Source organism: Leucobacter aridicollis, from assembly GCF_013409595.1.
Taxonomy (GTDB): domain Bacteria; phylum Actinomycetota; class Actinomycetes; order Actinomycetales; family Microbacteriaceae; genus Leucobacter; species Leucobacter aridicollis.
In genome coordinates this window covers 3,022,434-3,035,748 of the sequence record NZ_JACCBD010000001.1, presented here as the reverse complement: position 1 = coordinate 3,035,748, position 13,315 = coordinate 3,022,434, and the positions used below count along the sequence as shown (strand labels likewise).

The following is a 13,315-nucleotide window of genomic DNA, read 5'->3' as shown; positions in this document are numbered from 1 at the left end:
GAGGAAGGGGCTCTGCGGCGAGGGGTAGGGGGAGGGCCACGTGGAAAGAGGAGGGCAGGTGGAGGGCGCCTGCCCTAGAGCAGGTGGCCGCCGCCTGAGACCTTCATCCGCTCGACGAGGCGCTTCACGTCCTGTGCACGATCCTTTGTCGTCACGAGCAGCACGTCCGCTGTGTCGACGACGACGACGTCTTCCATCCCGACGAGCGCGACGAGGCGGTCGCTCTCTGAGACAACGATGCCGCTCGACGCGTCCGACAGCACCTGGGCGCCGTCACCGAGCACGGCGAGGTCGGACGGCCGGCCGCGGGTCAGGAGGTTCGCGACCGAGGCGAAGTCTCCGACGTCGTCCCACTCGAAGTGGGCGGCGACGCAGACCATCTTGCCTGCCGCGGCGGCTGGCTCGGCGACGGAGTAGTCGATGGCGATCTTCGGCAGGGTCGGCCAGAGGCGTTCGCGCACCTCCGCGCCGCGCTTTTTGCCCCACGACGCTGCGATCTCGCGCAAGGCGTCGACGAGCTCGGGCTCCGAGAGTGCCATCTGTTCAAGCAGTACGGACGCCTTCGCAATGAACATGCCGGCGTTCCACAGGTAGCCGCCAGCCTTGAGATACCCCTCGGCCGTCGCGGAGTCCGGCTTCTCGACGAACTCGGTGACGTCGTAGAGGTCGAACGGCGACAGGTCGGTGCGTGCCTCGCCGCAGGAGATGTAGCCGAAGCCGGTCGCCGCGTGCGTCGGGTGGATACCGATCGTCGCGATGTATCCCTGGTCCGCGGCGCGCACAGCAGTCGCGACCGCGCGCCGAAACAGCACGTCACCCCGGATCACGTGATCGGCTGCAAACGAGCCGAGGATCGCGTCAGGATCGCGCAGCTCGAGGATCGCGGCCGCAAGGCCGATCGCAGCGGACGAGTCCTTCGGCTCGCTCTCCGTCACGAGATTCTCGGGGAGGATGTCGGGAAGCTGTGCGATCACCGATTCGCGGTGCGCGTTTCCGGTGACGACCATCATCCGCTCGGGGGGCGCGAGCGGGGCCAGCCGAGACCACGTCGCGGACAGCAGCGAGTCGCCCGCGCCTGTCAGGTCGAGGAGGAACTTTGGCGCGTTTGCGCGGGAAAGCGGCCACAGGCGCGAGCCGACTCCGCCTGCAGGGATGACGCAGGTGAGCCTGTCGAGCGCGGGGTTTGGAGAGGTCATGATGCCAGCCTAATCACCGCCCGTTGGGGATCGTGTATCCCCGACGCGCGCCGAGGTGTTCGAGACACCCCGAGAGAGTGCCATAATGGAAGTCGCAGAGAATTCTCAGCAATGTGGCGTGCCCGCATATCGGGCGCTTCCTCAAAGAATCTGGACTTTGCAGCGTGACGACCAAGGAGGAAGCTCGTGTCAGCCCTACCCGCTGAAGCCGCTCCAGCGGCGAAGAAGAAAACCCAACGCGGCGGTACGCTCTACCGCGGCAACGAGGGCATGTGGTCCTGGGTCCTGCACCGCATCACCGGTGTTGCGATCTTCTTCTTCCTGCTCGTGCATGTGCTCGACACCGCACTCATCCGCGTGAGCCCCGAGGCGTACAACGCGGTCATGAGCGCGTACAAGACCCCGATCATGGGCCTTGGCGAGTCGGCGCTTGTCGCAGCGATCGTGTTCCACGCGTTCAACGGCCTGCGCATCATCCTCGTTGACTACTGGAGCAAGGGCGCCAAGTACCACAAGGTGATGTTCTGGGTTGTCATCGCGATGTGGGCAGTGACGATGGCCGGCTTCCTGCCGCGCCACCTGATGAACGTGTTCAGCCACTAAGCGAGGGCGGAGAATAATCATGGCTATGACAATTGACGCGCCCCGCGCGAAGACCCCTGCGAAGAAGAACACCAACTGGGAGAAGTGGGGCTGGATCTACATGCGCGTGTCGGGCGTTCTGCTCGTCGTGCTCGTGTTCGGACACCTCTTCTCGAACCTGATGATCGGCGACGGCATCAGCGCAATCGACTTCGGCTTCGTTGGCGGCAAGCTCGCGAACCCGTTCTGGAAGGTCTGGGACCTGCTGCTCCTGTGGCTGGCGCTCATCCACGGTGCAAACGGCATGCGCACGATCGTCAACGACTACGTCGTTCGCCCGCGCCTGAACAAGGTGCTCCGCACGCTCGTGTGGCTGTCCGCTGCACTCCTCATCCTCCTCGGCACGCTCGTGATCTTCACGTTCGATCCGTGCCCGGCCGGGGCTGATCCCGCGCTCGTAGCCTCCTTCTGCTCGGCCCAGTAACCGGCCCTGCAACGAGACGTACAGAATTCGGAAAAGTTAGGAATCCAGTGACCACGAACACTCATGAGGGCGAAGACGTCACCGTGAAGGACGGCGTGACCTATCACCAGTTCGACGTAGTTATCGTCGGAGCTGGCGGTGCGGGCATGCGCGCCGCGATCGAGGCCGGGCCGAAGGCGAAAACCGCCGTCATCTCGAAGCTCTACCCGACGCGTTCGCACACCGGTGCTGCCCAGGGTGGCATGGCGGCCGCGCTCGCCAACGTTGAGGAAGACAACTGGGAGTGGCACACCTTTGACACTGTCAAGGGCGGCGATTACCTCGTCGACCAGGACGCGGCTGAGATCCTCGCGAAGGAAGCCATCGACGCGGTCATCGACCTCGAGAACATGGGCCTTCCCTTCAACCGTACGGCGGACGGCAAGATCGACCAGCGCCGCTTCGGCGGGCACACACGCGATCACGGTAAGGCCGCGGTTCGCCGTGCCTGCTACGCCGCTGACCGCACCGGCCACATGATTCTGCAGACGCTGTTCCAGAACTGCGTCAAGCTCGGCATCAACTTCTACAACGAGTTCTACGTGCTCGACCTCGTGATGACCGGCGAGGGCAAGGACCGCAAGCCCGCGGGCGTTGTCGCCTACGAGCTCGCGACCGGCCAGCTGCACGTCTTCCAGGCGAAGTCGATCGTGTTCGCGACCGGCGGGTTCGGCAAGATCTTCAAGACGACGTCGAACGCGCACACCCTCACCGGTGACGGCGTCGGCATCATCTGGCGTAAGGGCCTGCCGCTCGAGGACATGGAGTTCTACCAGTTCCACCCGACCGGCCTTGCCGGCCTCGGCATCCTCCTCACCGAGGGCGCACGTGGTGAGGGCGCGATCCTGCGTAACGCGAGCGGCGAGCGCTTCATGGAGCGCTACGCACCGACGATTAAGGATCTCGCGCCGCGCGACATCGTCGCCCGCTCGATGGTGCAGGAAGTGCTCGACGGCCGCGGCGCCGGCCCGAACAAGGACTACGTGTACCTCGACTGCACCCACCTGGGCGCCGAGGTGCTCGAGACGAAGCTCCCGGACATCACCGAGTTCGCGCGTACCTACCTCGGCGTCGATCCGGTCGTCGAGCCCGTCCCCGTCTTCCCGACGGCGCACTACGCTATGGGCGGCATCCCGACGAACGTCGACGCCGAGGTGCTCATGGACAACGACACCGTCGTTCCCGGCCTCTACGCTGCCGGCGAGTGCGCGTGCGTGTCGGTGCACGGCTCGAACCGTCTGGGCACGAACTCGCTGCTCGACATCAACGTGTTCGGCAAGCGCTCGGGCAACGCCGCTGCGGACTACGCGCAGACGGCATCGTTCGTTGACCTGCCGGCTGATCCTGCCAAGGAGATCCGCGAGCTCGTTGAGGGCTTCCGCACCGGCACCGGTACCGAGCGCGTCGCGGACATCCGTCGCGAGCTACAGGAGGCCATGGACCGCGGTGCACAGGTGTTCCGCACCGAGGACTCGCTCACCGAGGTGCTCGGCGTGATCCACGATCTTCGCCTGCGCTACCAGAACGTCGGCGTGCAGGATCGCGGCATGCGCTACAACACGGACCTGCTCGAGGCGATCGAGCTCGGGTTCCTCCTTGATCTCGCAGAGGTGCTCACCTACACGGCGCGTAACCGTAAGGAGAGCCGCGGCGGGCACATGCGCGACGATTACCCGGATCGCGATGATGAGAACTACATGAAGCACACGATGGCCTACCTGACGGGCAACCCGCATTCGGCGAACCCCGAGGACCACATCCGCCTGGATTGGAAGCCGGTCACCGTGGTGAAGGACGAGCAGGGCGAGTTGCGTTACCCGCCGCTGGAGAGGAAGTACTAAACCATGAGTGCTGTCACGACTGAGGCACCCGGCCAGAACGCCGTGGAAGAAATCAAGCCGTTCAACGTCACGCTCCTCATCCGCCGCTTTGACCCGGAATCGGGCCGCGACGCGTACTGGGAAGACTTCGACGTCGAGATGTATCCGACGGACCGTATTCTCGATGCGCTCCACAAGATCAAGTGGGACGTCGACGGCACCCTGTCGTTCCGTCGCTCCTGCGCGCACGGCATTTGTGGCTCGGATGCGATGCGCATCAATGGCCGCAACCGCCTCGCCTGCAAGACGCTCGTGAAGGATCTCGACGTCACGAAGCCGATCTACGTTGAGGCGATCAAGGGCCTGCCGCTCGAGAAGGACCTCATCGTCGACATGGAGCCCTTCTTCGCGTCGTTCCGCGAGGTGCAGCCGTTCCTCGTCGCGAACACCCCTGCCGAGCCCGGTAAGGAGCGCATCCAGGACATCGCTTCGCGCGAGCGTTTCGACGACACCACGAAGTGCATCCTGTGCGCAGCGTGCACCACGTCGTGCCCCGTGTTCTGGACCGACGGCCAGTACTTCGGCCCCGCGGCGATCGTGAACGCGCACCGCTTCATCTTCGACTCGCGCGACGATAACGCGCAGGTCCGCCTGGACATCCTCAACGACAAGGAAGGCGTGTGGCGCTGCCGCACCACCTTCAATTGCTCGGAGGCGTGCCCGCGGGGGATCCAGGTCACCAAGGCGATCGCCGAGGTTAAGGCCGCGATCCGCACCGGTGTGACTGTTTAACTGCGGCCACCCGCAACTACACAACGCCCCTCCTGTCGGCTGACAGGAGGGGCGTTGTGCGTTGAGCGGCGCCGTCGGGCGGGCTCAGCCGGCTTCGACTGCCCCGTGCGTCTCGGCGGGCAACGCCGAGACGTCGATCCCCGGTTTCGCGTGTGGCGGCCAGGTAATTGGGGGCCAGTTGCACGGGTGCCACCACGACGTCGGGCACTCGGTGCCGGGCGGGTCGACCTCGGGTGGATCGACTTCCGGTGGGTCGACCTCTGGTGGGTCGACCTCTGGTGGGTCGACCTCTGGCGGGTCGACCTCTGGTGGATCGACCTCGGGTGGGTCGACCTCGGGCGGATCGACTTCCGGTGGGTCGACCTCTGGCGGGTCGACCTCGGGCGGGTCGACCTTCGGCGGATCCACCTCTGGCGGAACCGTAACCGGCGGCTTCGTGACCGGCGGCACCGCCGGTGTAGGTTCGGCGGGCCCAGGCGCTGGGGGCGAGACCGGCGAGCTCCCCGGTTCTTCAACGACCTCGGGGAGTGCTTCGCCCGGCACGCCGGGCTCTGCCTCGGCCGGCGGTATGACGGTGAGTGACGTCCCGGGGTTCGCAGCAGCCTCGGCGGCGGGCGCGGGCTTCGAGCCGGAGGCCGTGGAACCTGCGGTGACGTCGGGACGACCGGCGTCGGCGACCGTACTGACTGTGCCGACCTCCGACTGCGGCACCGGCTCCGGGGCCGGCTGGAGGACGCTCGGGAGCGCGAATGCGGCAACGCCGACACCGACTGCGGCCGCGGCGAGGAGGCTCGCGCCCCCCACTGCCGCCGGAATCCCGATCGAGCCGACGACGCTGCTGAGTCCGGAGGCGAACGCGGCCGACGTGGCACCCGTGGCCGTCCCGCCAGCGGCGGCCCCGCTCGCGGTGCCACCGACGGCTCCACCGTGCCCCGCGGCCGCAGCGGTCGCGGCCGCACCGACGCCGGACGCCCCGAGGTGGGCCGCGAGCCCAAGCTGGCTCGCGAGCGCCGCGGCACCGGCCCCGCCGAGGCTGACCCAGGCGAGCACGAGCCCGAGCTGGCGGTTCAGCGTCGAGTACTCGGCAGCCGCCCGCCTGCAGGACTCGCACTCCTCAAGATGGGCCTCGACCTGGCGGGTGAGCTTCGCGGTGAGCTTGTCTCGCTGAAAGCGTTGGAGGTGCTCGAGGGTGAACCGGCACGCGCCGTCGGCAATCTCGCGGTTCACGTGGGCCTCGACCCAGGCCGACTTCAGCGCGTCGCGCGCGCGACCAGCGAGCACGGAGGTGCTGTTCGCCGAGAGGCCGAGCAGCTTCGCTGCCTCGCGTGGTGGCATGCCTTCGACATCGGTGTACCAGAGCACCGCCTGCCAGCGCGGCCCGAGCGTCGCGAACGCCTCGGATACGGCGTTCAGGTCGAACGCGTTGTCCTCCCACGGAGCGGCCTCGTGCAGGTCTGGAATGTCGGGGAGCTCGACGCTTGCTTGCTCGCCCGACCGGAAACGGTCCGCGGCCGCCGACCTGATGACCTGATACAGGTACGGCCGGAACGCGCCGGTCGGGCCACGGCCCGCCCGCACGAGCTCGAAGATACGCAGATACGAGTCCGACACGAGATCCTCGGAATCCAGCGTCGGGGCGATGCTCCGCGCGGCGGTGAGGCCGGCCCTTCTATGCCGCTCCCAGAGCGCGGCAAACGCCTCCGCGTCGCCCGCTCTGCAGACACCGAGTAGTTCCTCGTCCGACATCGCATCGCGCTGCCGGAGTGCTTCCTTGCGCAAGTAGTCCCCCTCTTACGCACCCGTAACGCGCCAACGCGCGTGAGTGCAGCGCATCCGGTCTCCCAAACCGAGTGCGCGTGTGAATCCCCGCAGACAGTATCCATCACGATGCTGGGAATCCGCGAGTTTCTGGAGCCGCGAACAACTATTTTTCATCCGAGCGTCACGATTCGGCCGATTCGCCGTGTTACTAGATGCCCGGCTCCTGTCAGGAATCCCCCCAAGGAGCATCCGAGTGCCAGGAGCCGGGTCTTTCCGTGTGTGGGGACACACGGTGGACAAGGGGAGAATACGCATGAATTTGGGGACATTCGGGGTGCGTCGCGCCAGGCAACAGGCGCGACGCGCGCTGGCGAAGGTGCTCGCGGGCGGGCTGACCGCCCTGCTCGTCGGCACAGCAGTCGTCGCAAGTAGTGGCGCCGTTCCGGCGGTCGCGAGCGAGGGCGCGTCAATCATGTTGGCGAAGAAGATCAAGCAGGGCGACGGCGAGTACGTCGACGCCGTGCGAGATCTGCGGCCCGGCGATTCGGTGACGTACTGGGTCGAGTTCCGGGTCAACGACGCCGACGCGGACGCGCCGGTGCGGGTTACCGATGTGCTCCCCGAGGAGTTCGCGGGATGGCAGCTCAGCGGCCTCACCGCGCTCGTTGGCGGCAGCACGTCAGGCGTCACGCTCGCGCTGCCGGGCATCACCGACGGCCAGGCGCCTGACGGACCGGTCGCCGGAACCGTCGGGCAGACCCCGGCGGAACGGACGATCAGCGTGGGAGTCGAACGTCCGGTGCAGACCGGGGCGACGAACCCAGATGGGCTCGGCATGTCGACGAGAGACACCGGCGTGCTCGAGTACACCCTCACGGTCCCGGAGGGCCTCGCCGCCGACGACCCGCTCCTCCGCCGCGATCTCACAAACACAGCGACCTTCACGGCGAAGGCGGGGGCGAAGGAGCTCCAAGCTGCCGACAGCGCGGTGATCGCGGTCGATAACCCGATCAGGATCGACGTTAGCCCCGAGAAGTCCTGGACTCCGAATGCGCAGGCCTACCAGCCGGGCGCGCAGTCCACACTCGAGATTCGCGGAACTCAAGCGTCCAACGTGCACGCGACGCAGCTGCGGTTGCAGGACCCCGCAGCACCCGAGCTCGCGCCGGATGGTGCGACCGAGCTGCCGGCCGGGAACCCCTTCAATTCCGTCGACTTCGCCGGCTTCACTGCTCCGGTAGACCCCACCACGAACCTTCCTGACGGCGTCACGTCGGCGACCGCCGAGGTGTACCGGTGCGCCGACGGCGCCTGGAACTGGGTGGCCTGGGACGCGGCGATCCCGAACGCTGACATCGCCGGAGTGCGACTGAGCTATGCGGGATCGATCCCGCCGGGCACGGTCGCGTCGCAGCAGTTCGCGGTGGCGCAGCGCGCTGAGCACCGCACCACGGGCGCCGAGCTCGCGGGAGGCTTCGAGCTCACGAACGACGTCCGTGCGACCGTCGTGGTCGACGGTCAGGAGCCGGTGTCGAAGGACGCCGAAGCGCCGTTCGCCGTCACGCCCCAAGTGATCGGGGTCGACGCGCAGAAGCGCTTCTTCTCGCTGCCCGATGGTGCAGAGACCGGCCAGCTCACCGGCATCACCGCGGGCGACACCGTCGGCGTCGTGCTGCGTGCGATCAACCGTGACGCACCCGCGAGCACTGAGCTCGGTTCGCTGACCATCGCCGAACCCGCGGCCGGATCGCACGAGGCATTCTTCGGAGACGACCTGCGCTTCGAGGGCTTCGCGACGGCCGACGCTGCTGCGGCGTGGCCGGCGGGCGCGACGGGCGCGACACTCACCTGGACGTACGCCGACGGTTCCACCCAGCGCGTCCGCCTCGACGCGGGGGCAGCGCTGCCGGCGCCTGCAGCTGGCAAGACCGTTGCCGGCTTCGAGCTCACGTTCACCGGCGCGATCGCGCCCGGCGCATCGAGCGAGATCCGCTACGAACTCGGGTCGAGCTCGGCCGAGTCGTTCGTCGCGCCCGGCAAGCAGACGGCGAACCTGAAGAACGTCATCGCCGTGACGGGGGAGCGCGACGGGCTCGAACCCCAGACCGCGACCGACAGTGCGACGGTCGGCTACGTCGCGCCGCGCATCGACACGAAGATCACGAAGCGCGTCGGCCCAGCCGTCGTCGCCGCGGGCCAGGACGTCGTCGTGCAGCTCGACACCGAGGTGAAGACCGAGGGCGGGCGCACGAAGCCGACCGAGATCGTTGTCGAGGACGCACTCACGGGCGACGGCACCTTCTGGGACGCATTCGACGCGAAGCAGATTCTTCCGCCGATCACGCGCCCGGCGAACAGCGGCGACCCGATCACGCAGGCCGACCTGACGATCCGCTACCAGGACGCGGAGGGCACGTGGCAGACGCTCGCGAAAAACCCCGACGAGTCGACCCCGATCAATATTCCTGCGGGCGCGACGGGCATCCGGTTCGTGTACACGAATGCCGAGGGATTCTCACAGACGACGCTCGTGAAGCCGAACATCTCCTTCACGGCGCGGCAGACGCTTCGCAGCGATACGCAGGCGCCGACGGCGACCGACTTTGCGCATCCGGTCAAGTACGAGAATGTCGCGACGGTTGCCGCCGAGGGCAAGCTCGACGACCGCGTCGTGACGGGCACCGATTCGAGCAAGGTGAACGTGAGCGTGCGGCCTCGGCCCGGCACGGGACCGGGCGTAAACGGCGCGCTCTGGGCGGAGAAGGAGTGGGGTCACGGCTCGCTCACGTCGCAGTCGGGCGCGAGGACAGTCACGACCCAGTCGTGGGCGCTCACCGACGGCACCTACCCGACAGTGCGGTTGCAGGACCCCGCGGCGCCGACAGCGTCGGGCGCCGGCACGGTATTCGAAGCGTTCGACCTGACCCGCATCCGGCCGATCCACTTCGCCGGAACTGATGGCGGCGTCGCGCGCGACGCGATGCTGCGCTGGGACGCGGTCACGGCGGTCGAGCTGTGGAACGGGAGCGAGTGGCTCACCGTCTCCGCGCCTGGCGCCGGCTGGATGAACGAGAAGGGCTTCGTCGGCTACACACTCACCGCCGACGAACGCGCGACAACGCTCGGCGTCCGCCTCGTGCTCGGCGAGAACCGCGAGGCGCGCGAGGCCGCGCACGCGGGCGCCGATCCTGATCTCACCGCGCCCGCGCCCGGGACCGGCGTGAGCACCTCCGGCGAGATCCGCGAGTACCTGCTCGATTGGCAGCTGCGCGACCGTGCCCGCACGGCCGATGGATCCGTGAAGTGGGTGAAGGAGGCGGACACCTCGTTCAACTGCGATGGCGGCGGCGACGGGTGCGTCGACAACGTCTTTAGCGTCACGGCCGTCCCCGAGACCGGTCAGCCGGTGTCGGAGCGTGCGAATGATACGATCCAGATCCTCGACGGCGCGACGAACGTGACCCTCACGAAGCGCGTGCAGCCGCTGCCCGAGGGCGACGCGTCGAAGAACGTCAAGATGGTGGCGCCGAACCCCGGCGAGGTTGCCCAGGCGGACTACCCGCGCGCGCGGTTCACGCTCACCGCACGGAACTCGTCGACGGCCCCCGCCGAATCCCACGGCGGCATGCGCCTCGGAAAGATCAGGGTCACGGATACAGCGAACACCGCCGCAACGGACGACCTCGACATCGACGCGAGCCCCTTCACAGGGCGCGACTTCGAGGCGGAGGCCGCATCGCAGGCGGGCAACCACTTCAACGAATTCACGCTGACCGGGGTGAGCTTCGGAACGCTTCCCGCGGCGATCGATACCGCAGAAAGCACCGTTGAGCTCTGGCTCTACGACGGGACGCCGGCAGGAACAACTTCTGTGTGGACGCTGCAGCAGGTGCTCGACGGCGACGCCGAGTTCCTCGCCCAGCTCCCGAACGCGATCGGGATCGCGGCGACCTACTCGGGGACAGACCCCGCGACGAACGGCAACCGCATCGGGGTCGGAGACGACCTCGTGATGCGCCTCGACGTGCAGCTCAGGGAGACCGAGCGGCTCTCGGGCAAGGCGGTGCGCGGTGGCGAGCTCGGCAGCGTCGTTGACGTGCCGAACGAGGCGGTCGTGCGCGGCTGGGACGCAGTCGTAGCCCCCGAGGCGCAGCCGACCAAGCGGGACGACGCGAACGTCGCGCTCGTTCAGGCGGCGGTTGCGGTCGGCCTGCAGAAGTCAGTCTCCGTCGTGCACCCCGATCAGACGAACGACACCGTGTACGAGAGCGACCCCGGCGCCACAGTGCGGGTGGAGCTCACCGCCGATCCGCGCGGGTCGACGGCTCCCATCAACACGCTGAACATTCAGGACGCGACGCCAGCTTTCTGGGAGCGCTTCCAGCTCGTCTCGTTCGACACCCCCACCATGCCGACCGGCGCTGACCGCGTGCGGCTGCAAGTACGCGTCGGCGACGAGTGGGTGAACTACGCCGACTTCGCCGGCGACCTCAGCGAGGTGCGTGGCGCCGCCGTCGTGTTTGACCGCGCAGACGGCGCGGTCTTCCCGGCCGGCGCGCAGTCGTGGAACGCCTCTTGGGGCAGCACCAAGCTGTCGTTCTCGGTCAAGCTGCGCCCCGGGGCGGAGGTGAACTGGAGGTCCGACAGCGTGAAGAACCGCGCGACCGTGACCGCGACGAACACCACGTTCGGCGAGGCCGATGCGGACGACGTCGACGACGTCAGGTTCTCGCCTGGCGAGAACGGGCTGCGTGTCGAGAAGCGCGCGCCGAACGACACGTCCACCCACCAGGTCGAGGCCCTCGCGAGCGCGCCGTGGAAGCTCGTCTTCACGAACGTTGGTTCGAGCCTCCTCCCGATCACGCAGGTGACCGACGCACTGCCCGACACGCTCTCATGGGACGGCCTCGCGCCGACCGTGACGAGCACGCCAGGCCCCAACGGCCTGAGCGGCCTGGACGCCGCGCCGACGGTGACGCTCTCCGACGACGGGCGCAACCTCGTCTTCGACTGGGGCGCGAACGCGCGGATGCAGCCCGGCGAGAAGGTGGAGATCGCGCTCGGGCTCATCATGGAGCCGCTCACCGCAGGCACTCGAGCCGTTAACGAGGTCACCGTCGAGACCGGCGTGCCGCTCGCGGTGTGCGAGCAGCCGACCGACCACGGTCAGGCGCCGACGGCGAGCGACTCCCCGAACAGCTGCTCGAACACGAACTACGTGCAGCCGCGGGTGGGCACCGTCGTTGGCGCTCGGAAAACCGTCAGCGGCGAGTCCGTTCCGACGCTCGGCGACCAACTCGTGACCGGCGCCCTCGACACCGCCGCGGGAACGGAGTGCGCTCCGGGCGCTTACCTGCCCGTCGGCTCCGACTACACGCGCAGCCCCTGCGCGTCCTACACCGCCGTTGGTGCGACCGACTCCTGGAAGCTTGAGAACATCAACTCGGGAACGAACGCGCTGTCGCGGATGACGATCGTCGACATGCTCAGCGCCCCGGGCGACGCGATGCTCGCCGGTGGCGGCACGCGCGGCAGCACGTTTGCGCCGGTGCTCGCCGACCTGTCGAACATCCGAGTGACGGGGTTGCCCGCAGGCGCGAGCTACACCACCGAGGTCACGACGAACCCCACCGCCTGCGTCGGCAGTACGCCCGGTACGTCGCTCTGGGGGAACGACCCCGAGTGCGCCGATACCGAGGCCAACCCGGCGAACGAGTGGACGCCGGTTGAGGGCTTCTCGGGCGACCCGGCTGAGGTAGCCGGGCTGCGCATCGCGGTCGACATGACCGAGACGCCGCTGCAGCCTGGTGAGACAGTGCTTGTCGAATTCGAAACTGTCAACCGGGTCGTTGGCGGGTCTGAGGCCGCGCTCCAGCCGACGCTCGAGCAGTTCACCGAACCGCAGTTCGCGTGGAATCAGCACGGCGTCGTCGGGTGGGGCACCAACGGGGTGCGGGTGAACCTCCCCGCCGCTCCGCAACGTGCCGGCGTCACCGTGAAGACGGGAACGCTTGAGATCGGCAAGGTTGTCACGGGGCTCGGCGCAGACCGCGCGCCAGAGCGCTTCGCGATCGACCTCGCCTGCACCGTGCCGAGTGGTGGCGCGGGCGGGCCCGAGCGGGTCGCGCTCGACCTGGGCGACCAGGCGCGGGTCTGGGTGCCGCGCGACGGCGCTGTCACCGTCGAGGGTATCCCGGTTGGTGCCAACTGCTCGGTGACCGAGGCCGGAGCGCTCGGCGCTTTCGGGGAGAACGTGCGAGCGATCGACGTCGGCGACGGCGTGTTCCCCACCGCGGACGGCTCGCGAGCTGAGGTGCAGATCCGTGAGCGTGCCGAGGCGTCGCCCACGCGCGTCCAGTTCGTGAACGGCTACACCCCGGTGGAGCCCGAGCCGCCGGTCGATCCGGAGCCGCCGGTTGATCCCACGCCTCCCGTCGACCCGACGCCGCCGGTGACCCCGGCGCCACCGAAGCTGCCAGAGACCGGCAGCGCGGGGCTCGCGGCGTTCATCGCTCTGGCAGCACTGGCGATGGTTATCGGGGCGGGGGCCGCACTCGTGGGCACCGCTCGAGCCAAGCGCGCCGCGCGAGAATCGGTGTAGCTCGGATGACGCGCGGGCGGGGACACGCAACGTGTTCCCG

Annotated in this window: 7 protein-coding genes; 5 read left to right on the top strand and 2 right to left on the bottom strand. The window is 68.1% G+C overall.

Features of this window, described 5'->3' with window-relative positions; translation table 11 throughout:
* Nucleotides 1-74 precede the first annotated feature (74 nt).
* On the bottom strand, nt 75-1,196 hold the full coding sequence (locus BJ960_RS13990; protein WP_185987735.1) for a mannose-1-phosphate guanylyltransferase: 1,122 nt from the start codon (nt 1,194-1,196) through the stop codon (nt 75-77).
* Between the two features lie 186 nt (nt 1,197-1,382).
* On the opposite strand from BJ960_RS13990, the gene sdhC reads away from it, so the two are divergent.
* Genes sdhC through BJ960_RS13970 form a run of 4 tightly spaced genes read left to right on the top strand, consistent with a single transcriptional unit; the run spans nt 1,383 to nt 4,913 of the window.
* Complete coding sequence (gene sdhC / locus BJ960_RS13985) at nt 1,383-1,799, top strand: succinate dehydrogenase, cytochrome b556 subunit (RefSeq protein ID WP_121076771.1); 417 nt, start codon at nt 1,383-1,385, stop codon at nt 1,797-1,799.
* Nucleotides 1,800-1,818: 19 nt separating this feature from the next.
* Nucleotides 1,819-2,262 carry a succinate dehydrogenase hydrophobic membrane anchor subunit gene (locus tag BJ960_RS13980; protein ID WP_119282765.1) on the top strand — a complete coding sequence of 148 codons (444 nt, stop codon included), beginning with the start codon at nt 1,819-1,821 and terminating at the stop codon, nt 2,260-2,262.
* A gap of 47 nt (nt 2,263-2,309) precedes the next feature.
* Complete coding sequence (gene sdhA, locus BJ960_RS13975; protein ID WP_121076773.1) at nt 2,310-4,142, top strand: succinate dehydrogenase flavoprotein subunit; 1,833 nt, start codon at nt 2,310-2,312, stop codon at nt 4,140-4,142.
* A 3-nt stretch (nt 4,143-4,145) separates the two neighbouring features.
* Complete coding sequence (locus BJ960_RS13970) at nt 4,146-4,913, top strand: succinate dehydrogenase iron-sulfur subunit (protein WP_121076775.1); 768 nt, start codon at nt 4,146-4,148, stop codon at nt 4,911-4,913.
* Nucleotides 4,914-4,997: 84 nt separating this feature from the next.
* Here BJ960_RS13970 and BJ960_RS13965 read toward each other — a convergent pair whose 3' ends face one another.
* On the bottom strand, nt 4,998-6,692 hold the full coding sequence (locus BJ960_RS13965; RefSeq protein ID WP_185987734.1) for a sigma-70 family RNA polymerase sigma factor: 1,695 nt from the start codon (nt 6,690-6,692) through the stop codon (nt 4,998-5,000).
* A 295-nt stretch (nt 6,693-6,987) separates the two neighbouring features.
* On the opposite strand from BJ960_RS13965, the gene BJ960_RS13960 reads away from it, so the two are divergent.
* Nucleotides 6,988-13,275: a DUF5979 domain-containing protein gene (locus BJ960_RS13960; RefSeq protein WP_185987733.1), complete on the top strand. Its 6,288-nt coding sequence runs from the start codon at nt 6,988-6,990 to the stop codon at nt 13,273-13,275.
* The last annotated feature ends 40 nt before the right edge of the window (nt 13,276-13,315 follow it).